Annotated in this window: 24 protein-coding genes (1 of these 24 cut by a window edge); 11 read left to right on the forward strand and 13 right to left on the reverse strand. The window is 26.3% G+C overall.

Going from position 1 to position 23,608, the window contains the following annotated elements:
* Nucleotides 1-686: the 3' portion of a CDGSH iron-sulfur domain-containing protein gene (locus MBCUT_RS02380; RefSeq protein WP_067258381.1), read on the forward strand. 34 nt of this gene lie to the left of the window's left edge; the window shows 686 of its 720 coding nt (coding positions 35-720); the start codon falls outside the window, past its left edge; the stop codon is at nt 684-686.
* Nucleotides 687-827: 141 nt separating this feature from the next.
* Nucleotides 828-1,793: a 5,10-methylenetetrahydromethanopterin reductase gene (mer, locus tag MBCUT_RS02385; RefSeq protein WP_067258384.1), complete on the forward strand. Its 966-nt coding sequence runs from the start codon at nt 828-830 to the stop codon at nt 1,791-1,793.
* A gap of 123 nt (nt 1,794-1,916) precedes the next feature.
* Here the strand turns inward: mer and MBCUT_RS02390 are convergent, their stop codons facing one another.
* Nucleotides 1,917-2,840, reverse strand: a complete 924-nt coding sequence (locus MBCUT_RS02390; protein WP_245634926.1) for an SPL family radical SAM protein — start codon at nt 2,838-2,840, stop codon at nt 1,917-1,919.
* 657 nt (nt 2,841-3,497) lie between these two features.
* Here MBCUT_RS02390 and MBCUT_RS02395 point away from each other — a divergent pair.
* The 3 genes from MBCUT_RS02395 to MBCUT_RS02405 all read left to right on the forward strand — a co-directional run bounded on the left by MBCUT_RS02395 (nt 3,498) and on the right by MBCUT_RS02405 (nt 6,024).
* Nucleotides 3,498-4,571 carry an archaeosine biosynthesis radical SAM protein RaSEA gene (locus MBCUT_RS02395; RefSeq protein ID WP_067258387.1) on the forward strand — a complete coding sequence of 358 codons (1,074 nt, stop codon included), beginning with the start codon at nt 3,498-3,500 and terminating at the stop codon, nt 4,569-4,571.
* 158 nt (nt 4,572-4,729) lie between these two features.
* Entirely contained in the window at nt 4,730-5,212 is a 483-nt protein-coding gene (locus MBCUT_RS02400; RefSeq protein ID WP_067258391.1) for a DUF308 domain-containing protein, read from the forward strand.
* Nucleotides 5,213-5,631: 419 nt separating this feature from the next.
* Nucleotides 5,632-6,024: a hypothetical protein gene (locus MBCUT_RS02405; protein ID WP_067258394.1), complete on the forward strand. Its 393-nt coding sequence runs from the start codon at nt 5,632-5,634 to the stop codon at nt 6,022-6,024.
* Nucleotides 6,025-6,145: 121 nt separating this feature from the next.
* Here the strand turns inward: MBCUT_RS02405 and MBCUT_RS02410 are convergent, their stop codons facing one another.
* On the reverse strand, nt 6,146-6,454 hold the full coding sequence (locus MBCUT_RS02410; RefSeq protein ID WP_067258398.1) for a hypothetical protein: 309 nt from the start codon (nt 6,452-6,454) through the stop codon (nt 6,146-6,148).
* A 432-nt stretch (nt 6,455-6,886) separates the two neighbouring features.
* On the reverse strand, nt 6,887-8,050 hold the full coding sequence (locus MBCUT_RS02415; RefSeq protein ID WP_067258406.1) for a hypothetical protein: 1,164 nt from the start codon (nt 8,048-8,050) through the stop codon (nt 6,887-6,889).
* A 442-nt stretch (nt 8,051-8,492) separates the two neighbouring features.
* On the opposite strand from MBCUT_RS02415, the gene MBCUT_RS02420 reads away from it, so the two are divergent.
* Nucleotides 8,493-9,686 (forward strand): cation:proton antiporter domain-containing protein, encoded by a 1,194-nt coding sequence (locus MBCUT_RS02420; RefSeq protein WP_067258409.1) that lies wholly within the window; start codon nt 8,493-8,495, stop codon nt 9,684-9,686.
* 5 nt (nt 9,687-9,691) lie between these two features.
* On the opposite strand, the gene MBCUT_RS10735 is transcribed toward MBCUT_RS02420, so the two are convergent.
* The 4 genes from MBCUT_RS10735 to MBCUT_RS10745 form a co-directional block, all read right to left on the reverse strand.
* Complete coding sequence (locus MBCUT_RS10735; RefSeq protein ID WP_169805376.1) at nt 9,692-9,919, reverse strand: hypothetical protein; 228 nt, start codon at nt 9,917-9,919, stop codon at nt 9,692-9,694.
* Nucleotides 9,920-10,005: 86 nt separating this feature from the next.
* On the reverse strand, nt 10,006-10,140 hold the full coding sequence (locus MBCUT_RS11675) for a hypothetical protein (protein WP_281177924.1): 135 nt from the start codon (nt 10,138-10,140) through the stop codon (nt 10,006-10,008).
* A 62-nt stretch (nt 10,141-10,202) separates the two neighbouring features.
* Nucleotides 10,203-10,388 carry a DUF362 domain-containing protein gene (locus MBCUT_RS11680; protein WP_157082439.1) on the reverse strand — a complete coding sequence of 62 codons (186 nt, stop codon included), beginning with the start codon at nt 10,386-10,388 and terminating at the stop codon, nt 10,203-10,205.
* A gap of 4 nt (nt 10,389-10,392) precedes the next feature.
* Entirely contained in the window at nt 10,393-10,962 is a 570-nt protein-coding gene (locus tag MBCUT_RS10745; protein ID WP_157082440.1) for a DUF362 domain-containing protein, read from the reverse strand.
* 1,668 nt (nt 10,963-12,630) lie between these two features.
* Between MBCUT_RS10745 and MBCUT_RS02430 the strand changes: the two genes are divergently transcribed.
* From MBCUT_RS02430 to MBCUT_RS02445, 4 genes are all read left to right on the forward strand, one after another.
* The gene (locus MBCUT_RS02430) at nt 12,631-12,840 is read left to right on the forward strand and encodes a PRC-barrel domain-containing protein (protein ID WP_067258413.1); all 210 of its coding nucleotides are present in this window, start codon (nt 12,631-12,633) and stop codon (nt 12,838-12,840) included.
* Nucleotides 12,841-13,012: 172 nt separating this feature from the next.
* On the forward strand, nt 13,013-13,225 hold the full coding sequence (locus MBCUT_RS02435) for a hypothetical protein (RefSeq protein WP_067258416.1): 213 nt from the start codon (nt 13,013-13,015) through the stop codon (nt 13,223-13,225).
* Nucleotides 13,226-13,489: 264 nt separating this feature from the next.
* Nucleotides 13,490-13,672, forward strand: a complete 183-nt coding sequence (locus MBCUT_RS02440; RefSeq protein WP_067258418.1) for a hypothetical protein — start codon at nt 13,490-13,492, stop codon at nt 13,670-13,672.
* A 666-nt stretch (nt 13,673-14,338) separates the two neighbouring features.
* Nucleotides 14,339-15,631, forward strand: coding sequence for a cytidyltransferase (locus MBCUT_RS02445; RefSeq protein ID WP_067258421.1), 1,293 nt, complete (start codon nt 14,339-14,341; stop codon nt 15,629-15,631).
* A gap of 43 nt (nt 15,632-15,674) precedes the next feature.
* On the opposite strand, the gene MBCUT_RS02450 is transcribed toward MBCUT_RS02445, so the two are convergent.
* From MBCUT_RS02450 to MBCUT_RS02475, 5 genes are all read right to left on the reverse strand, one after another.
* Nucleotides 15,675-16,448 carry an NAD(P)-binding domain-containing protein gene (locus tag MBCUT_RS02450; RefSeq protein WP_067258424.1) on the reverse strand — a complete coding sequence of 258 codons (774 nt, stop codon included), beginning with the start codon at nt 16,446-16,448 and terminating at the stop codon, nt 15,675-15,677.
* A 469-nt stretch (nt 16,449-16,917) separates the two neighbouring features.
* A complete protein-coding gene (locus tag MBCUT_RS02455; RefSeq protein ID WP_067258459.1) occupies nt 16,918-17,799 on the reverse strand; it encodes a damage-control phosphatase ARMT1 family protein in 882 nt (293 codons plus the stop codon).
* Between the two features lie 581 nt (nt 17,800-18,380).
* Nucleotides 18,381-19,079 (reverse strand): peroxiredoxin, encoded by a 699-nt coding sequence (locus MBCUT_RS02460; RefSeq protein ID WP_245634927.1) that lies wholly within the window; start codon nt 19,077-19,079, stop codon nt 18,381-18,383.
* Nucleotides 19,080-19,762: 683 nt separating this feature from the next.
* Nucleotides 19,763-19,966 (reverse strand): MoaD/ThiS family protein, encoded by a 204-nt coding sequence (locus tag MBCUT_RS02470; RefSeq protein ID WP_067258430.1) that lies wholly within the window; start codon nt 19,964-19,966, stop codon nt 19,763-19,765.
* Between the two features lie 86 nt (nt 19,967-20,052).
* Entirely contained in the window at nt 20,053-20,970 is a 918-nt protein-coding gene (locus tag MBCUT_RS02475) for a TIGR00269 family protein (RefSeq protein WP_067258434.1), read from the reverse strand.
* A 382-nt stretch (nt 20,971-21,352) separates the two neighbouring features.
* Here MBCUT_RS02475 and MBCUT_RS02480 point away from each other — a divergent pair, with 382 nt between their 5' ends.
* Complete coding sequence (locus MBCUT_RS02480) at nt 21,353-21,919, forward strand: hypothetical protein (RefSeq protein WP_067258437.1); 567 nt, start codon at nt 21,353-21,355, stop codon at nt 21,917-21,919.
* A 232-nt stretch (nt 21,920-22,151) separates the two neighbouring features.
* Here MBCUT_RS02480 and MBCUT_RS02485 read toward each other — a convergent pair whose 3' ends face one another.
* Nucleotides 22,152-23,012 carry a peptidoglycan-binding domain-containing protein gene (locus MBCUT_RS02485; protein WP_067258440.1) on the reverse strand — a complete coding sequence of 287 codons (861 nt, stop codon included), beginning with the start codon at nt 23,010-23,012 and terminating at the stop codon, nt 22,152-22,154.
* Between the last annotated feature and the right edge of the window lie 596 nt (nt 23,013-23,608).

The raw sequence follows: 23,608 nt of genomic DNA on the forward strand, positions 1-23,608 counted from the left end.
TTATTATGGGTAATGTGCCATTATATAAAGAAGATATAATTATAGACAATAATGGATTTCCAATAAAATTTGGAAATAAAGAAAAAATTGATACAGAAGAAACTTATGCATTGTGTAGGTGTGGAAAATCTAAAAACAAGCCATTTTGTGATGGAACTCATGAGAAAATTGCTTTTGAAGGAAAAGAAATAGCTAACACCCATATATATGAAGAATCAGTTGAAATATTTGAAACAGATAATTTAAAGCTTATAGATGCTCCTACATTATGTGATCATTCTCGATTTTGTACACGGGCTGGAGGAATCAGGCATTTGATGGAAGAAGGAGATGAAAAATCAGAAAAAATAGCTATAGATGAAGCAAAAAGCTGTCCTTCTGGAAGATTAACAATGATTAAAAAATCAAATGATGAATCAAGTGAAAGTGATTTTGATAAAGAGATAGTATTATTATATGATACTGGAAAGGAAACTAAAGGACCAATATGGGTCAAAGGAGGAATAAATTTAGAATCTAGCACTGGAGAAGAATATGAAAATAGGAATCGTATGACACTATGTAGATGTGGTAAATCACACAATAAACCATTTTGTGATGGGAGTCATTGGGCTGATGAAGAGTTCCAAGAAAAATTTAGGAAAAAATGGAATTTATCCCAACTATCTTACAACAGACTAGATTAGGTGGTTCCTATTATTGCTTATCAAAGAATTATAATAAAATTTTAGAAAAATTAATGAAAGGTTAGTATTTAAACTTTTCTATTTCAGCCAAATAACAAAATACTTTATATATATAACTATATGTTTAAGTGGTGATAATAAATGAAATTCGGTATAGAGTTTGTTCCAAATGAACCATTAGACAAAATAGCAAAGCTTGTTAAGTTGGCAGAAGATGTAGGTTTTGAATACGCCTGGATTACAGACCATTATAACAATAAAAATGTATACGAAGCTTTAGCATTAATAGCTAAAGAAACTGAAACTATTAAATTAGGACCTGGTGTAACCAATCCTTATGTAAGAAGCCCAGCTGTAACTGCAGCTGCAATAGCTACATTGGATGAAATTTCAAATGGTAGAGCTACCTTAGGTATTGGACCAGGTGATAAAGCTACTTTTGATGCCCTTGGAATTGAATGGACCAAACCTGTTACTACCATCAAAGATTCAGTGAAAACTTTCAGAACTTTACTTGCTGGTGGCAAGACTGAAGGTGGAGCACAATTAGGTGGAGTAAAAGCTGTTCAAGAGTTAATACCTATTTATCAAGGTGCTCAAGGACCTAAAATGTTAGAAACCGCAGGTGAAATAGCTGACGGTGTTTTAATTAACGCATCTAATCCTAAAGATTATGAAGCAGCTATTCCTTTAATTGAAAAAGGTGCAAAAAATGCTGGAAAATCATTAACTGATGTTGATGTTGGTGCATACACTGCAACTTCAATTGCTGCAGATTCTGAAAAAGCTGCAAACGCTGCAAAAATAGTTGTAGCATTTATTGCTGCTGGATCCCCACCTCCTGTTTTAGAGAGACATGGATTACCTGCAGGAATCAATGAAAAACTCGGTGGATTAATCGGTAAAGGTGATTTCGGAGGAGCTATTGGAGCTGTCGACGACGCATTACTCGATGCATTTTCTGTTGTTGGAACTCCTGATGAATTTATTCCAAAAATCAAAGCTCTTGAAGAAGGCGGAGTTACACAATATGTAGCTGGTTCTCCAATTGGACCAAACAAAGAAGAATCTATAAAATTATTAGGAGAAGTTATTTCAAGTTACTAATTCCTAATTTTTTATTTTTTTATTTTTTATTCTGTAAATATAATTAAAATCCAAAATAAATACATAAATTACATAAATATATACATAACTAAATATATTTCTTAGAAATACTATTTTTAATTATTATGTTTTCCTAATAGAAGTAGGTATATCATATTTTTTCGCGATTTTTTCAACTTTTTTATAGGTTTTTTTATGATAGCTATTAGTGGGAGCTTCTCTTTTTCCAAAGAGTCTTTTTGTTTTCTTTAAAATATCAGGATAATAATTTTCTATCATATTATAATATCTAACACGAGAATCACGATTATTATTCCCAAAAAGAGTTAAACCCCCATAAATAACATAATCAACACCCATTTTTTTAAATTTCGAAAATGTAGCTTCAAGAGCTTCTTCAGTATCAGTTAAATAAGGTAAAATAGGCATCAATACCGCACCAACTAAAAATCCCTCACTTTTTAATGTTTTAATAGCTTTTAATCTCTTAGATGGCCTTGGTGCTGAAGCTTCAAATATATTAGCTATTTTATCACTAACTGTGGAAAAAGAAAAAGAAATTATAATCTTTAAGTTTGGATCATCTTCAAGATCATTAGGAAGTATTGCATTTTCCTGAATTTTCTTTAATATGTCGATATCTCTGAGAATTAGATCAGATTTAGTGATTATATGAACCGGAAACTTAAATCTAGCTGCTAAATTAAGAATATCCCTAGTTAGAAATAATTCTTCTTCAATGTCCATATAAGGATCCGATGCAGAACCCAAATTTAAGATACCTCTCTGTTCTTTTCTAACCTTATTTTTCAGTTGTGTGTATAGTAACTCATAAGCATTTTCTTTTACAACATATGAATTGGTGTGATTAGCATATTTACTACCATTAATATAGCAATAGACACAGTTAAATGAACAACCCATGTATGGGTTTAATGTATAATCTTCTAAAAAGAAACTTCTTTTGCCTTTTCTCTGATTTAATATAGATTTAACAGATTTTACTTCAAAAGAATATTTTTTAGCTATTTTTTCAATATTTCCCAAATTATCATTAAAAATAATATTATCTCCTAAAAATTCTTAAATATTCATAAAAACTATAATTATCTATCCATCATTTTTACATAACAAATTAGTATTTTAATTATTGTTATTGTTATTGTTATTAGTAATTTAGTAATTTAGTAATTTTAATATTAATAAAATGTTATAGCATTAAAAAAGTAATCATCATGTTTAAAAATAGTGAATCATGTTAAAACAATTTTTCATAATGAAATAAATAATATAAATCAAAATCAATATTTCAAAATCAATATGTATACCCTAAAAAAATTAATTTATGAATAATTACTAATAATTAATTTAGGAATTACTTATTTGAATTACTTATTTATAAAATAGTTAATATATCTATAATTATAATTAATAGAATGCAGATTATAAATTAATAAAATAAAGATTATGATTAATAGAATAAAATAATTATGGATTCTATTAAATATGAATTATAAAAAGATATAGAATATACAAAAAATTTTTAAAAAAAGAAAATAAAAAAATTGGAAGAAATTGTTAACTTAATAATAATTAATAATAATTAAAATTATATTTAGTAATTAAAATTATTTTTAGTTCATATTTGAAAAAGATAATTATTGAATGAAATCATTTATTATATCACTCATTGTAGGTTTTTTAATGGAAATTCAAATATTAAACAAAGAAATAAGAAATAAATCCCTAGAAAGGATGAAAAAAAGGAGTCCTGAGGAATTAGCTACCAGTTGGTATCAAGATGATCTATTATATTCAGGAAAAGGAAAAACTATATTTATAATATTACCTACTCCAGGATGTTCATGGGCGTTAGGTGACGCTGGTGGATGTACGATGTGTAGTTATATTTCTGATTGTACATTAGAGCCTATTGAGTCTTTTCAGATCATTGAGCTATTCAAAAGAGAATTTCAGAAATATGGGGTTGAAAAGGAAACTGCAGTGAAAATATTTGCTTCAGGTAGCTTTTTAAATCCAAAAGAAGTTCCTGCTGATGCACGAAATGAAATATTAAAGTATTTAGCCAAAAATAGTCTGATAACAGAAATAATTGTAGAATCCAGACCAGAATATATTAAAGAAGATGTTTTAGAGGAAATATTCTCAATTATTAAGAATAAATTATTTGAAATAAGTATTGGTTTAGAATCATCTAATGACTTTACAAGAGAAGAAAAGATAAATAAAGGATTTAGTAAAGAAGACTTTGAATCTGGAATAGCTATTATAAAAAAAATGAAAGCTAAACATGATGTTAAATCTAAAGCTTATATACTGATTAAACCAATTCTAACCTCAGAAAAAGAAGCTATTACAGAAGCTGTTGAGACAGCTAGATACTGTGAGAATATTGGGGTGGATCGAGTATCATTTTGCCCAGCTACTATTCATAAAGGAACTTTAATTGATCAAATGTGGAGATTAGGTTCATACCAACCCCCTTGGATATGGAGTGCGATAGAAATAATAAATATTGTTAGAAAAGAAATAGCTATTCCTTCATTAATGGATACTTCTGGATTTGGTTCTAGACGAGGTCCATACAATTGCAAAAAATGTAATAAGGACCTAAAACATGAGATAATTAGTTCTAATCTAGATCAAAGCCTTATTGAAAATTATGAATGTTCTTGTAAAAACTTATGGTTAGCTGATATAAATTCATCTAATTTAAATATGTCTAAAACAAAAACTAAACACTTACCATTGATATAGTTATAATAAATCAGGTATGATTATGCTTGAATCAATGATTTTACAAATAACTATTCATAACAATGAAACAATCGAAAATAAATAAAAAGAATTAAATAAAAAGAAGAGATAATTTAAATTAGAAACTAATAACGTGTTTGATAGTATGGAGGTATTAAATGAAAAATGCAATAATTAGTATATTAGCAGTAATCCTAGGATTATTAATAATAGCCTTTCCAGTTTTAGGAGTAGTAACTGCCAGTGCCATTATTGGACTCTCAATACTTTTACTAGGGGTCTATTTAATGATAGCAGGAATTTCTGAACTAGATTATAGTCCTACTAGGAGTATTCTTAATATAACTATCGGAGTTATAATGCTGATTTTAAGTATAGGAATAATATTTAATCCTAGTTTGTTTGCTTTCTTAGCAGCTATAACTTTATATTTAGCAGGAATATTCTTAATGGTAGCAGGACTCGTAACTTTAATAGGAAATAGGGAAAATAAATATGGATTTTGGATGGGTATTGTCGGAATAGCTTTAGGTATTCTTTACATAATCCTTGGAACTTATATAAGAGATCCTCTTATTTTAGGCTCTTTAATAGGAATATGGTTAATGATTGCAGGAGTATTAAGATTAGCTGATAGATAAAAGATATGGATTCCTATTTTTTATCATCTACATTATTATTTTTCATTTTTCCCCATTTTTTATTTTATTTATTCTCATCATTTCTATTTTCAATCATACCATCCAATATTTCCTTATTATTTTAAATCATATTGTCTCATATTTCCTTACTATTTTCAATCATACCATCCAATATTTCATTACTATTTTCAATCATACCATCCAATATTTCCTTACTATTTTCAATCATACCATCCAATATTTGCTTATTTTTAAGTATTATTGTTTAACTATTCTTGATATTCTAATTTTCATTCTATTTTTCATTATCTTTAGATATTGTTAAATTCATAAAATATTGTAAATATTTTCTACTAGCAATTTTTCACCAAGAATCATATAGAAAATGTTATTTATTAGAATCATATAATATTTTATCTATGACAATTAATGATAAAAACATAAATTATGATAAAATAAGAGAATTAGGTATTAAAAATAGTCATGCTATTGATGAAATGTTAAAAAATGACATGACTAAACTCAAAGAAAACTCAATAAGCACTGAATTAAATAGCTTTTGGGATAAATTTGAAACTAAAATTAATAAAATGCAAAAAAGCAGGGAAAAAAACCAAATTCTAAATTTATACGTTGTGCTTAGTGAAAATCGAGCTATTGTAATCAATGAAATGGATGTATTAGAGCCTTGGTTTGTTAAAGTAACTGGAGTTAACACTGCAACAGGTAAACCTGATAAAGAAATTCTAAATTCCAGAAAAGACGACCCAGAAATAATTGTAGAATTAGTCGATATAGTTGATTATGAATAATTAAACTAAGCAATGCTAACTAAAGCTATTTAGCTAAAGTAAGAGAAGTATTAGGTTAGTTTAGAAAACTAATTCTAATACAAAATTAAATTTATAATGACTATTCAATATCTAGCTATTTTCAAGTGTTTTTCAATTTTATATGTTGTTTTTTCAGCATTTTAGTTTCATACTCCTTATTTTCAGTTCCTTTATCAAATTCTTCCTTATTACCATACTTATAGATAATGACATCTTTACCCACATATGGCATTAATAAATCATAATCTTTTCTTTTTAAATTTAACACGAGAGTATAGGGTTGCTTTTCTTTATATTCATATTTCATGCGAGTATCATAAATACAATCCTTTAATATATGAATTACAGGCATTGGAACATTGTTTGATCCTACAATCTTAGGATCTTCTATCTCTAATATACTATTCATAATATTCTCAACTAAATATAATTAATACAACAATTACCATTTTGAAATTACAATATATCAATATAAATCATAGTATATATCAGGTTATTAAAACGATATGTACAATAATTCATATAGTATAATATGTATTTATTTTATATAAATTTTATTGCTAAAATTTAAATAACCCTCACTTATTAATAAAATTATAAATAAAGTCTATTAATAATAAAATTATAAATAAAATCTATTAATAATAAAATTATAAATAAAATCTATTATTAATAAAATTATAAATAAAATCTATTATTAATAAAATTATAAATAAAATCTATTATTAATAAAATTGAAAATCTAAAAAAGTTTCTTGAATATTAATTTCAACAAAGTCGATATATCATGTTAAAAATGTATGTAAATACTAATGATTAAAGATATTATATTTTGTGGACATTATATTCTATTTGATTTCAATACTTCAGTACCACGAAGAATGAGTAAATAGCTTTTTCCATAATTATCAAATGTAATACCTTCAAATTCCCGTGTTGTACTAAATACTGAGTAATGGAAGTCATTTTTAGTTAAAGTACCATTTATTAATTTATTAATTGGTATTGAGTAAAATACTCCATCAGAAACTAAATATAATCGATTATTAATTGGATTGATTGCAATTGACTGAGAATAAGTTCCAGGACTATTTTTAATAATGGTTAATAGCTTAATTTGAATATTAGTCATATTCTTAGTGATTTTTCCTGTAAAAATCATCAAAGAAGGAAATTTTGAAGATGATAATTTTATATTACGGTTCATATAAAAATTCCCATTCTTATCAAAGGCCAAATTAAAGAATTGATGTAATTTACGACCATTATATGATATTGAGAACTTATATGCTTTCAAGGGTTTCAAGGAAACTTTACTAATTTGCATTAATTTAAGAATTGAAGAATTGTGATTAGCATCCTGCCACATCCACAATGATTTTGTCTTTGGATTTAATGTTAAAGATTGCCCATGCCCTACTTTAAATATAGGACCTATCTTAATAGCTTTTTTCAATCGCTTTTCTTGTTTTGTTAAAGGTTTTTTATCTCTTAGCTTAGCTCCAAGTTTACGTAAGCTAGCTAAGCCTTTTCCATTATCAGCATTATATTTATCTAACAATTTCATATTGTATCTAATTATAAATCCTTTATTCAAATTGTATCCTGAAGATGATAAAACATACATGTATTTCCCATGTATAGTAATTGATTGGCAATTATACCAATATTCATTAGTTTTACCTTGTCCATTAATCTTTTTCCAAAAGGTGGGGAGGAAATATTTTGTGATATAAGCATATTTTTTACCTTCCTTTGTCTTTATTTTATTCTTTTTTATTTCAAAGCCCTTTGTTTTAGCAAATCTTTTTGATTGTCCATATGTTTTCGGACTTTTAACAAATTTAGGAGCATTATCATTATCAACAAGGATAGTACTTTGAGAATCAACTTTTACAGTACCTAATTTTTTAACTGTAACTGCAGTAACAGGTAAAGAAGCAGATAAAGCTATTAAAACCCCTAAAGAAATAATAATTATCAAAATAAACTTATTTGCTTCCATATCCAACACTTATTATTTTTAGATTTTATGAATTTTTTAAAGTAGTAATCTTTAAAAATTAACATTAATTTATTATTTTTATTGCAGTAGCTTAGTAAAAAATTACATTATTAATCTTTACTTGAATTATATTAATGTTTATATTAATGTTTATATAAACTATATAATTAAAATATATTTAAATCTATTGTTTTATTATATTTGTATTAATAAATATGAATTATATATACTTAATATATATTTGAACATATTTTTAAATCTTCATTAGTTGATGCACGATCAGTATTGTACAATCAGTAATGTTTAAATATCTCTTAATATAATATAATACAAATGGAATACATTAAAATAAATTAGATGATAATAGCTGATTAAAGTAAACTGCATAAGAACAGATACTAAAAAAGTTAAATATCTATCTAAATTAATTAAGAGGAAAAAAATGGACCAAATTACTGTTAACTTAGGAATTATAATTGTTCTTGGAATAATTTCTACAAAATTACTAGATCGTTTTCAGATTCCCGGATTTATTGGTTTAATAGGAATTGGTGTTTTACTTGGACCTTTTGGTTTTAATTTTCTTCATGGGACTTTTTTAGCTCTTTCAAGAGAATTAGCTACACTAGCAATAGTAATTTTATTAATAAGAGCTGGACTTGGAATAAGTCAAGACTCAATTAGAAAAGCAGGACGTCCAGCAATAACAATGGGATTTTTACCATCGATCTTTGAAGGAATGTCTGTAGCTATTATTGCACCATTTATACTCGGAATTTCATTTATTGAAGGAGGGATGTTGGGATTCGTTCTTGGAGCAGTAGCTCCTGCTATTTTAGTTCCATCAATGCTTTCTTTAATGGATAGAGGATTAGGAACAAAAAAATCAATCCCAACCATACTTCTTGCTGGTGCATCAGCCGATGATGTTGTAGCTATTACTATCTTTTCATCATTTTTAGGAGTTTATTTTGGAACCAATGTAAATATAGCTTGGATTATCATTGGAATTCCAATATCATTAATTCTTGGACTTATATCAGGATTTCTAATAGGAATTATACTTTTAAACCTGTTCAGAAAATGGGATTTTTCACCAACAGAAAAAGTTTTAATGATACTCTCTGCAGGACTTCTTTTAAATGGATTAAGTCAAGCATTAGATGGAATAGTGCCAATTGCAGGACTTTTAGGAGTTATGGTAATTGGTTTTATGATGTTTAATAGAACTCCTAAAGTTGCCATTAAATTATCAAATAAGTTTAGAAAAATATGGGTTTTAGCAGAAATAGTTGTTTTTGTAATGCTAGGTGCGCAATTAAATGTAAGTTTAGCAGTTAGCCTACTTATACCAGGATTAGCTATAGTTTCTTTTGGATTATTATTTAGATCAATTGGAGTATATGTATCATTACTTGGAACTAATTTAAATTTAAAAGAAAAAATATTTTCTATGATAGCTTATTTTCCAAAAGCAACCGTTCAAGCTACTATTGGAGCCATTCCATTTGCCATGGGTATTGCTTCAGGTGAAATAATAATAGCAATAGCAGCAATAGGAATAATATTTTCAGCCCCAATTGGAGCGATTGGAATCAGAGTTCTTGGAGATAAGCTATTGACCAAAGATACTTAAAAATATTATTTATAATGCCAATTAGACTTTATATATGATAAATATCCTTGCATTTGTGAGTTTTCAGGTGGTGTTATAGTGATGTAGCATTGGTTCCTTGAAATCCAACTCCGTGACCCCATATTTATCAGGATTTCGAATGTGTATTGAATTTTCTTCTGTTTACAGATAGTTCTTGGTAGAATTTCTACCAGTATTGAACAAACCATCACATCCATCGTCATCCAACCCATCTAACCCAGATGACCAGTTGATAAAGAAATATCCATAAACTCACAAAATTCATCCATATTTGTTAATAAATTATATTATTAATCTTTTATCCTTCCTTTTGAAGTGTTTCTATTATATTACCTACATCATCATGACATTCATCATTTAATGGAACAATTTCAATTAAATCAGGCGAAGTAATTCCAATTTCTAATTCACATGCTCTTTTAATTTGATTCAATTCAAATATCCGTCCTTCGTTTATTTTTGTTTTTGTGCCATAATTCCGGAGAATTGCAACTCCTACAGCATCATAGCTATCCCATCATTACTTAAAAGCATTAAATTAGGTTCCACTATGTCTCCTTTTTCAGGTCCTTCAGTTATGAATGATTTAATAGCATCCATAATTATAAAATCAACATCATAATATTTGTTGATTTCCGCTATCTTAAGTCGAGTATTACGAAGAACATGTAATTCAAACATATAATTATATAAAGTTTTTGGAATTTTTTTTTGCGATTAAACCAACTGAATTTTTGAGTGACATTGAAAAATCACCACGGACTCTATGAGTTTTGAGACAACATGTTTGGACAACATTATCTGCCTCAAGAAGTAATTTAGGCAGATAAAATCCTCTTAGCCAATGAGTTCCATTCTTTTCAATTTTTTCCCATTTATCTTTTGTTTCTTTATCAAGATCAATGACATCAAAATCTAATTTTTTGGATAAGTCCAATACCCCCATTTTTTCGAGAACCTGCGTTGTATCTCCTAAAAACATTGCTAATTTTTTAAAATTTTCTCTACCCATCCCACTACGTTCGAGTAGAGTTAAATTTTTAATATTAGCTTTCTTTAGATTTTCAATAATCCTTTCAACTGTATCAAGATGGGATGATGCTGGAAAAGGATCTGCACTGTTAAAATTTGCTTTCAAAGCAATTTCATTCCCTGAAAATTTATTCATGTTAACTTGATCCATTAAACAATCAATTCCATTTTTTCTATCTTTAGTTTTAATTATAAAAACTTTAACTGATTTCTTTTTAGTCATGTTATTCCCCCAATATAATTATATTCATTTAACAACCTTTTTTAAAGATGTTTTAATGAATTATATCTAATCTACTATTATGTTGTTTATTTAATATGAATTAGCGTTACATTATTATTAACAAGGTGTCTGATTTATGTAAAATTTATGAGGTTTTTTATCTCTTCAATTTCTCTGTAGCCTGTGCTAATCATCCATTTCTATTAAAAGTACATTTAGGTAGGCGTGTTTATAGACAGAATTCTTTCTATAATCGTGTATTTTCTTTAATTTTAGTTTGATTTTTAGGAATTTGAAAATTCTTCTATTTTCCATCTTTTTCTCCTGTAATCTTCCCAGTTAGGGAGTAAATTAAATAATTTCTCTTTTAAGTAAGTATATAGTGAGTTTTTGTACTTTTTTTCCGTGAAATAGTCTATAGAGTTTTGTATTCTCCCTATTAACATTATTAATGAAGGTTTTTTCTTGGGGAAGAGTAATAGGACAACTTTATATCTGTTTATTCTGATTAAATAGTTTTTTAGACTTTTAAATCATCTATAAGCTAAGATTATTTGTCTTTTTTTAATATTCTACGTTTTTTAAGTTCAGCTAGTATGTTATCGAATATTTAATGTCGTAAAGCGATCTGATGGAGTATTAATATTGATAATAGGTTATATGTTTGTTCAGCAATAGCTAATGTCATTTTAAATCCTGTATGATCTCTTTTGTCAGTTGAATAGGCTCTTTTGTAGTACTTTTGTTATTAATTTTTGCTTTGATAGGTATTTTCCATTAAATTTTAAATCTATGGTTATTGAGGTTGAATCTGATATTATAAGTTTCTATTTTACATATTTTCTTAAGTTACATCTTATTTAAAGTTTTTAAATATAATTCAAGATATTTGCTCCATTCATTCCTATGATAAATCTTCATGATTTGTTTTAAACTTAATAGAACATCAATATTTAAAAATTCTCGAAGATTTTCACTAGTATTCACCTGATCATAGACATAAGAAACATCTAACTGGAAAAAACACTTAATAATATAATTTTAACATTTAGACATAAGAAACATCTAACTGGAAAAAACACTTAATAATATAATTTTAACATTTAGACATAAGAAACATCTAACTGGAAAAAACACTTAATAATATTAACTTTAACTTTATTTAATGTTTTTTAAAGCTTTTAAATTCATTTAAAGCTAGTTCCTTTTGAAAAGTTCTACTGTCATAAGTTTAAGTATTTTAGAAAACATGTTCCATATGAGGTCTTTTTTATCATTATTCGTTGGGATTTTCGTTTTAATTACCAATAAAATATATAAATTCCATTATATTTAAATCTTTCAATTTAAAAGATCCTAATTCATAATTTATCAAATATAAAATTGTAATTTTAACAAGCTACGACAAACATACATCATTTCACATGAAACAAAGTTAAACAAACCCCAAAATTTTCACAAATATCAAACACGTTGTTTAGTGAATAAAAAAATTCGGTACAAAAAGATAATTTAATCGTGATTCCATTCTCAGTCATGCAATTTGATAATTAAAAACCATTTTTAGATTTTACTTTATAAATAAGTTTTCATCTTCGGTGAAAGTTTAAATAAAAGAAAATAGTAAAATATTAACAATATTTCTGCAAAAAAAGGAGGTGAATTAAAATGAAAGCAGATAAATTACTTTCTATGAAGGTTATTGATAAAAACGGCAATGATGTGGGTAAAGTTGGTAACATAGAACTCAACATGGACAATTTTTCTATTGAAGGTGTTGAAGTAATTGAAAGCACAGGTATTCTTTCCCATAATACTGAATTAATCAAAGCAGAACGAATACAATCAATTTCTGATAATATAGTGTTAAATGAATGAAAAGATTAATTATATTTTTATCTTATTCATTCTCTTTTTTTTTTATATAATATTGGCTGAGAAATAATTATTTCTGATTTTTTGTATTTTTCTTTGTTAAAATCGTTAGTTTTATATATAAGTCTGTGTATATTAGTTATATGGATTGTTTGAATTTTTTTGTGGTATTTTGATGGTTTTGCATGAGGATAAAATTGGTCAGACTTTTTTGATTCCTACTAATTTGTTGGATTTGGTTCCTGAGAGTCATCCTTGTTTTTTTGTGAAAAACTTGGTGGATCAGGTTGATTTTGATGATATTCATTCTAAGTTTGTTGGAACTGCAGGTATGCGTGCTTATTCTAAGCGTATGTTAACTAGATTAGTTATTATGGCTTCTAATTGATGGTATTCGTTCTTCTCGTAAAATATGCTAAGTCTTAGCTTGATGAAAATTTGGTTTATATGTATTTAACAGGCAATGATAAACCTATTTATCGTACCATTATTAATTTTAAGAATGAATATGCATCATTAATTGAAGAAGTTTTAGTTTTAACTATATGGTGTTGCAAAAGAAGCCAGAACGGTTAAATTAAATGATTTAGCTATTGATAGAACCATAATAAAACCTAATTCCTCATCATCAAGCATTATCAAAGAAAATAATTTGGAATTAACCCGTAAAATCATCAAAGAAGGGAAAGAAACAGATATAATAGAAGATGAAAAATACGGAGATAAAAGAGGAGATGAAGTTCCTCAAGACTTAACACTTAAAAAAAAGATTAAAAAACTAATTAAAAAAATAACAAACGAAGAAAAAGATTTAATAACGACGAATAATCAATGAAAACTATTAATAATAAAGTAATACTATAAAAATATTACTATAAAATCCATGAAAAATAAAGGAACATAACAAAATATCTCAAAAATTCAAGCCTAAAAAAAGATTATCATAAATAATACTAATAAAGTAATACCAAAAAAATTTCAAATCAGTAACCTACTTGACAATGCCCCTTTTTTATTAAATAAACTTATTATTCTATATATTTTTTAAAACTTCTTTTCAAACCTATCTGAGAATTTGATAAAAAATACATTCTTTGATTGAATATTTTCAATGATTTATTTATCAATCATAAGATCAATGGTTCAAAACATACAAAAACATTGAATACATTATTATATCACAAAACATATGATGATGGTTATTTTTATTTTTACATGCCATAATAAATTTATAGCCAACAAAAACTATTAAACTTTTTTAAAATATCATGAACAAATACATATTATAATAGTTCCACATTATATTTATACATCATTATCTCATTTTTACAAATAAATAACTTTAAACAATGTTTTAAAAAAATAGATGAAAATGAAAACACTAAATTTTTTGACAATATCAGATTTTCTTTCTATTACAAAATTTTTAAATATCTCATCTGACATATATTATTTAGTTATAATAACACTAATAATATAAACTATACATAAAGGTAATTTTATGATTGGTATAAGTGCTGATTTTGATCCTGTCCATGTTGGACATATGAACCTAATAGCTAAAGGAAGAGAAATAGGTGAAGATACTGGTCAAAAAGTAGTAATCTATCTTAACAAAGGTTATAGTGCAAATCATGGACCATTTTTTACATCATTTGAAGCTCGAAAGGAAATGGCTCTGAAAGCTGGGGCAGATAAGGTAATAGCTATTGAAGGGCTTCATCATAGACTTACCTTAGCTTATAGTGTTCCCATTAGAATAGCTAAGATGATTGAAGATGGAGTAGTTGATTATGTAGATGCTGCTAATGTATCAACACAAAAAATACAACAGTATTCCCAAAAGTTTGTTAAAGAAGGTATATTTGTTGGAATTCCTAGAAATCTTCCTAATCGTAATGTTATAAGATGGTTTGCGGTCAATGAGTTTTTATACAGGAAATATAATCGAAAAATGAAGTTTCATATAATTCCAGAACTACAAATTGGAGAAAAAGTTTCTGGAAGATATATAAGAAGAGCTATTCTTGAAAATGATATGGAAATCCCAGAAGAGATTAAGGAATTACTTCCTAAATCAAGTACAAAAATTCTTCAAAGAGAGATAAAAAATGGAAACATTCCTGGTGAGAGAAATTGGAAAGAAATAAATAAGATGCTGAACACTTGCTCTAGATCGAATCTTATGAGAATAGCTTACCTCAATGGTGATGCTATCAATGAAATTATAAAAGGAAGAGTTTATAGAGAAGAGGAATCTGTTTGGGCGACATTCAGAAGAGCAGGTTATGGACCAGTTCTAACACGTTTAGCTATTAGTGCCATTGAAGAAAAAGTTACAAGAGAAGAAGTAATAAGTTTAATGAAAAGTTATGAGGATGAGGGCGTTATTCCTCCAGAGCAAAGCATTAATAAAGTAATTGAAAGAGCTTGGTTTGTAGCATGTGAAACTCAAAAAGGAATATTGGCCCATGAAGCTAATAAAATATTTAGAAATAAAAAAATAGCTATTGAAACTCCTCCATTAGAAATTGATGCTGGCTTGAACCTTACAAAATTTGAAACTAAGAAAATAGAGGATGGGTTAGAAGCTAAAATTTACATAGACAAAGATAATACAATATCTTGTGAGATGAAAAAAGACAAGTTTAAAATAAAAACCAATCTTAAATTACCAGCAAAAGAAGTTACATATGTTAGATATATAATTGATTCTCATTTTATCCCAACTACAGCTCGGGTTGTAAGGAAAGATAAAGGATTTAGAATAAGAATAGCTATTCACAATAAATAATGATTATTTTAATTTTTTTATTGGTTAGAATATTTCATTGAAATTAATTTAACCTCTTAAATTTATTTTTTACATCCTCAATTATTGATTTATCCATTGTTTCATTGGTTAATTCTTTCTCAAAATCTTTTAAAAATATTAAAAGTTCAATCATCTCTTCATGTTTTCTTTTTGAATATTTTATTGAATTTTCAATCCTTGATGTGGCTTGAGATTTAAATTGTTTCCCTTCAGTAATAGCTATTGTGTCAAACAATTCCTCTTTTAAACCCATTTTTTCTGCAATTTCAAATGTTTCAAGTAAAATAGCTGAAACACTCTTTGTATACATGCTTCTAAGCATCTTAATAGTCGAAGCATCCCCTATATCATAGCTAATAACTTTAGTTTTTAGTCCAAAATCATTTAGAATAGCTATTTTATCGGCATTTTTACCAGATAGATAAATAACAGAATCTTTAGAGTCTATTTTTCCAATAACTGCACCATCTACAAATTTATCTCCAATTATATTCGCTATTTTTTTTGTTGTGTTTGGAGATATGTTATTAATATCAAGAAATAAACCATTAGTCATTTTTCCATATTTTTGAGCAATATTTAATGCGTTAGATGGACTATTTGTTGAAATTAGAATATCTGAAGATTTACTAACTTCAATATTATTCTTTAGATCCTTAATTTTAGATTCAGTTATTAATTTTTGTGTTTTTAAGCTTCTTTGATGCGAGGAGGTTACTACTTCACACCCATTTTCGAGTAGAATAGGTGTAAGTGTTGAAGCAACTTCTCCAAATCCAATGAATCCTACTATCAATTTATTCACCTGAAAAACGATTTTTATTTAGAATAGCTAATTATGTATTTTATTTAGAATATCTAATTATGTATTTTATTTAGAATAGCTAATTATGTATTTTATTTAGAATATCTAATTATGTATTTTATTTAAACTATTATAAGATTTTCATTATTTTTATTAATTAACAATAATAACAATATAAAATAGATTATCAATAATCTTAAGAATAATTTATGAATATTGAATCATGATAATAAACATTATTGATATGATTATAAATATTATAGATATTATAATAGATAATATTATAAATATTATAATAGATAAGGTTATAAATATTATAAGATATTATAATAGATAATACTACACAATAATACATGATAATGATAATGATAATGATAATAATATAATGGTTATGCTATAGATTATAAAAAAATATAACATAATTAATAATAAAGATGAAAAGATGTTAAAAAATAATAATCTATGATTTAGAGAATAAACGAAAAGTAGCCATGTCTCCCTCGTCTAAACCAATATCTTTAGCTATTGCACTACATTTAGCTGAAAGAAGGCAATAAACATCTTTATTCTGCAATTCAGGAGATAATTCAGTTAAACCTTCATAATTTCCAAGACCTTTCGAAATTACAAGATCATGACTATTAAAAATCTTTTGAAAAGCTGGAGACGAGTATTCATAGATTATTCCAACTGAGTCAGCACCTATTGTGACTACATTAGCTATTTCATCCAAACCAATAGATAATGCATCTTCAAGGCAAGCATCATTTATAATTGGCTTAGATTTAACAGCTACTGTAATATCTACACCGTATTCTTTCTTTAATTTCTCAATAAGCAATTTATCGAACACTATTTCTCCAGTATTATCAACAAGATAAAGTAGTGAATCTACATTATTTAAACTTTTTTCAAGTTTTTTTGTCTCATTAATAACTAATTTTTTCTTCAAGCTATTGCGGATTAACGCTTCCAAGTCAATATCCAATCCTAATGCCCCAAAATCTAATATATTTCCAATAATAGCTATTTTAGTATAGTTTTCTAAACTGGCATCTTTGGATAATATTTTTTGAAATTTTGGAAGTAAATCCATAGCTATTTGATTGCCTAATCTTTTTTCTTTAATGTAAGGATCTTCACAGTTAGTTTTGGATTTTATCATTCTATGGATATCTGTTCCGACTTTGTTAGATGAAGCTTCAGTATTATAATTATCTGCTAAGTATTCAAATATTGACTGCATTAAGGTAATTTTAATATCAACATCATCAGTAGCCAAATCCATAGCTTCACGAGCTTGTCTTAAAAAACATGCCCCACATTCATAATAAACTTTCATAATAGTTGCTCTCATTAGATGTGTTTTTAACATACTTTCATCATAATAGTGTTATTAAAATATTCAGATTTTAGAAATAAAAATTTATGAAACATATTATTATATTTATACATCATAATACTTAAAAATAACTAAAAATAAGAAAATATTATTATATACTATTTAAGATTTGTTTTTAGCATATTTTAGATGTTTCTTATTAATTTAAAATTCTTATGAATGATAATGTGTTGATCGGTTTTATTAAATATTAATTTCAATATATCCAAACTAGTAGCGATCTATTTAAATGCTATGACTGATCCATTGGTAAAAATCAAATTTTCAAAATTTTAATAAAATAATTCTTATATTTTTTATCTAAATTCTATATAACTAGTATATTTATGTTAATTTTTATAAATAAGACTTATTAAAATCTTAAACAGTGCTCTTAAACAGTGCTTTAATGAAATAAGTATATTTAAACTCAAAATAAAGAAACTTAAATTTTTACTAAAAAACTTTTGACCACAATTCGAAATAATAAAAAAGAAAGAATATGAAACATTTAAAATTTATTTTTTATAAATAATCTGATTCTAGATTTTTTTATGACAGAACCACCAGTCATAACAAGCAAATTCCCCTTCTTCAGCCTTTTTAAACCTCTCCTTAATTTTTGTCATGTTAGGCTCTGGTGGAACTATAACATTCTCATCTAATAACTCATTATCAGGCCAGTTAGCAGGCATGGCTACTTTTTCTTTATCTACAATTTGTAAACCTTTAACAGCTCTTAAAATTTCAGCCATATTTCTTCCTAATTCCTGAGGATAATAAATTATAGTCCTTATTTTTCCATTAGTATCAATAATGAAAACTGATCTTACAGTGGCTGTCCCTTTATTTGGATGGATGATACCTAAAGTATTAGCTACAGCACCAGTATCTGCAATTATTGGGAATTCTATATCAATAGCGAAGTTATCTTTTATCCATTCAATCCATTTTATATGGGAAAAAACTTGATCAACACTAAGCCCAATTAATTCACAATTAAGTTCTTTAAACTTTTCATAATTTTTTTGAAAAGAAACAAACTCTGTAGTACATACCGGGGTGAAGTCTGAAGGGTGGCTAAAAAGAACAAACCATTTGCCTTTAAAGTCATCCGGGAGCTTCATCATACCAAGAGTTGTTTGCACATCTAATTTCGGAAAATCATCCCCTAAAAGAGGCATCATTTTACTATATTCCCTAGACCCATGTTTTTTTTTAATATCCCTATCTTCTTTCATGTTATCACAACCATTGAATTTTATTTTTATACTGACATATTACTATGTTTTTCATGATTTAAATAATTATTCTAAATCATTTTTTCTTCAAAATCTTAGCAGAATTAACGTTACTAGATAGATACTTTCCAGAACAAAACTTGTTTTAAGGAACAATGATTATATATAAATTTATTCTAAAAATAGAAAACATACTTATAAAAACTTACTCTAAAAATAGAGTAACTACTATAAAAGATTATTCTAAACAATATATTATTAATAAACAAGAATAAAATAGAATGACGATGACGAATAATGGTAATTCTCAGTTATAGATGTTGTATTTGTACTGCATGAAAAGTAAATACCATGAAAAATATTATAGTATCCTTAAAAGCCGTTTTAAATAAAGAAAAATCTCAGCCCACTACAAATTGTAGTAAGTTGAAAATATTGGCTGCAGATGGTAAAATGAAAGAAACAACTGTTGCTACCACTGAAGAAATATCAAGAATCATACAACAAATACATTCCTCCAATAAAAAGAGCAATTTAACAAACAATCATTTAAATACTAGACTGAAATTTAACAAGCAAATCTTTAAATACGCTAGACTGAAATTTAACAAACAATCCCTTAAATACTAAACTGAAATTTAACAAACAATCCTTTAAATACTAGACTGAATATATTTAAGAAGTTATCCTCCATAGAGAATTTGGATTAATTGAATTTCATCTCCATTTTCAATGATTTCGTCTTCAATTACAATCTCACCATTTTTTTTAGCTATGATAGTTTCAGATGAAAGACAGAGACCTTCTAAAATATCTTGTATAGTTGTTACATCCTTAATTAATTCTTTATCTTCTTTTTTATTTTCAAATATAAGTGTAAAAGTCATTCTAATCCTCTTCTTAAATGATTATTTTTAATTAAATTAATCTTATCAAAAATTTTTAAAATAAAACCAATGCTGATTTTATTATATCATCCCAACTCTTCTAAAAATGTACAAGCCCTACATAACTCATTAGAAGATGGTTCACCACATTTTTGGCATCTATCAAACTCAAATTCGTTTGAATGTTGATTTTTAATAGCTGATTTAATCTTATCAAAACCTCTAAGTGTGGAATACATTATGGTTGGATGATCTTTTGATAAATTCTTAATTATTTCAGAGATTTCTCCTCTGAATGATGTTTGTGAATAAGGACATCCAGCAAAATGAATTTCTAAATCCCTAACTAGTGAATATAATCCTACTTCCTTTTCTGGAATTTCTCTAAGAGGTTTTATTTTTGGAGTGAATAATTTACTTTTAGATTCTGTTTTTGCCCCAATTTTAGTTAAGTTATCAATGTTTCCTTCAAGATAATTCATTAAAATAGCTTGAGTTTCATCATCAAGGTTATGGCCTGTAGCTATTTTACTTGCTCCAAAATCTCGTGCAGCCCTATTAATTATCCACCGACGAAAGACTCCACAATAAGTACATGACCCTCGATGGTTAGGATTTTTCATTATTTCATCTAGAGTTATTCCAAAAGAATCCTGAAATGAAACCACTTTATGTTCAATTCCAAGTCTTTTAGCATGATTTTTAGCTATTTCTACGCCTTCTTCTCTGTAATTAGCTATTCCTTCATCAATAGTTACAGCACAAAGGTCAATTATTCTTCTTTCATATAGTGTGTGTAGAATATCAAGAACAGCTACACTGTCCTTACCACCTGATAAAGCCACCATCACTTTATCACCTTTTTCAATCAAGTTTTCTTTTTTAATTGTTTTTATAGTTTTCTTTTGAATATTTTCTATAAAACATTCTTTACATAAGCTTTGACCTGATTGTTTTCGCTTTATGATGACTTTAGGATTTCCACATTTAGTACAATTTTCCATTTTGATTCCTATTCAGTGATTATTAAAATATTTATTTAAAGATCAATAATAGCTATTTTATAAAACTTATAATTTTATAATATTTAATAACTATTTTATAAAACTTATAATTTTATAATTATTTAATAACTATTTTATAAAACTTATAATTTTATGATATTATTGATATAATAAGATAATTCATTTAAATCATCAAAACAATATATAATAATTAGAACTTTATTAATAATAAAATTTATTAATGTGGTGAAAATTTTGTTAATATTATTAATAAATAAATTTATAATAAAATATACAATATATGGATATTCTATTAATGAATATCATGGTTAGTGATGTAATAATTATTAAGGAAACTTAGAAATTAATTTTAAGTGGTAAAATGTCTAAAAAATGTAGAAACATCTCTTATTTAGCTGTTATAGTCATTATAATAGCTATTATAGCCATGGTCATTGGCTTTTTCTATTTTGGCTTTGGTGATAATGGAATTGATTCCAACACTAATTCCAATGAAACTCATGATGATGATAACTTCAAGTTAGAAGGGAATGAAATAACTATTAATGGATTGAAAACTATGATTCCTAATAGCTATTCTAATGGAACCCTAAAAACTAGTTCTGGAATCGAAACCTATGGAACATATTCCACTGATGCCATATATATTACAGTGTATGACAATTCATCTAAAGGTGATGCCGTTTATCAAGGAGATATTGATTATTTCGCCTATGGAATAGCTAACAAAGATAACAATCCTAAAAGAGAGAATATTACATTAGATACTCATGATATACTTTATGTGATGCAACATTCTGATACCCGTGGAAATTATAGGTTAATTTTCATGAAAGTTAATGAAAAAAAAGTTTTAATTGAATGGTTAGGAAATGAAATTACTCCAGATATTAAAAATATAGTTTATAGTTTCTATGAATTGAATTAATTAAATGATAGTAATCCAATATAATATTAATTCTATAAAAATAATTTTAATATTTACTATCTAAATTCAATAATAATAATAATAATAATAATACTCAAAAAAAAGGAAATTAAATTTTTGAAAAAAAAAATTTTTAGTCACAACTCCACGAATAAAAAAAAAAAAAAAAAAAAAAAAATGAATAAAAATATTGATTTCAAATTTTAATTCATGACAATATAGGATTGTGTATTTAAGCTCTTATTAATGTAGCTCGGGATTTATATGCTTTATCTTTCCCGGAACTTCCACAATAGTCAGCTCCACAGTATTTACAAGTTAATTCACTCTCATAAACACCTTTCGGATTAATTAATAAACATTCATATTTCCCACACAAAGGACAATAATCCACCCATGTATTAGTTGTCCATACATAAGGCAACCCAGTACCACCTGCACTAGGTAATGATTTAATTGTTATTGTAAATCTTGAAGATTGAGATTTATCATAAGAACTCTCTTGAGAGTGGGTTTTCTCAGAAGAAGAACTATTATAAACTGAATTATTTTTCTTAGAAATTAGATTATCCTTATTAGAAGCCAAGCTATTTTTCTTAGAAAGTGAACTGTCCTTATTAGAAACTAAATTATTTTTCTTAGAAAGTGAACTGTCCTTATTAGAAACTAAATTATTTTTCTTAGAAAGTGAATTATCAGTAGATTTAGTAGTTTTGGAATTACTGAGTATTCCTTTAAAATCGTTATCTGTTGAATATAATTTTTTTATAACAGAAATTGTTACTTTTCCAACGATTCCATCAGTCTTTAGACCATTATCAGATTGTAAAATTTTAACTGCTTTGTGAGTATAAGGACCAAAATCACCATCAATTTTCCCATAGTAATACCCATGTTTATAAAGGATTTTTTGAAGTGAAACAACTTTCGTGCCTTTATCTCCAATCTTTATTGTATTGTTAACAGCGTTTGAATTTTTTGAAACTTCATTAATCTCGCTTGAAGTATCATTTTTAGTATTTGGCATTTCCTGTGCAGCTGAAATAGCTACCATGGAAAATGCTACACAGATAATAAATACTGCGTAATGCATTTTATTTAATTTAATATTTCCCCCTCCATTCTCTAGAAATTTTTCTTAAAAAGCTAATTTCTAGAGAAAGTAATATTAAACAATATCCTATATAAATATTTGGGCATATTTTTCAAAAATAAGATTTCTAGAATCTTTTTAAATCAAAAAAATCAAGTTAAGAATATTTCTAATCAAATCTTATTCAGCCTCAAAGAATAATTGGTATCATAGGAAAAAATCTGCAAATTATAGTCTATTTTATAAAATAATGAAATATGATATTTATTCTTAATAAGTTGCAAAATGATAATTTAGCTTTCAAATAGCCATGATTTTATGAATTTAAAAAAAATAAAATTAATGCTTAAAAAGAAAAAAATAAGAATAAATAAAGAGATTAAAAAGATTAGAGTGAATAAATGGATTTTAATAATCAGTCTACTTTAATCAATTTGATAACAATTTTGAAGTAAAAAAAACACACTCAAATAAAAATAAAAATTTTAATCAAAACTCAAATATCAGACTTTGAATATAACAAATTATTAATAATCAGTGAAATATTATAAAATAGATACAATAACAATCAATAAGTACAAAAAACCAAAAAGGAG

The sequence above is a fragment of the Methanobrevibacter cuticularis genome (genome assembly GCF_001639285.1).
Classification (GTDB): Archaea; Methanobacteriota; Methanobacteria; order Methanobacteriales; family Methanobacteriaceae; genus Methanobaculum; species Methanobaculum cuticulare.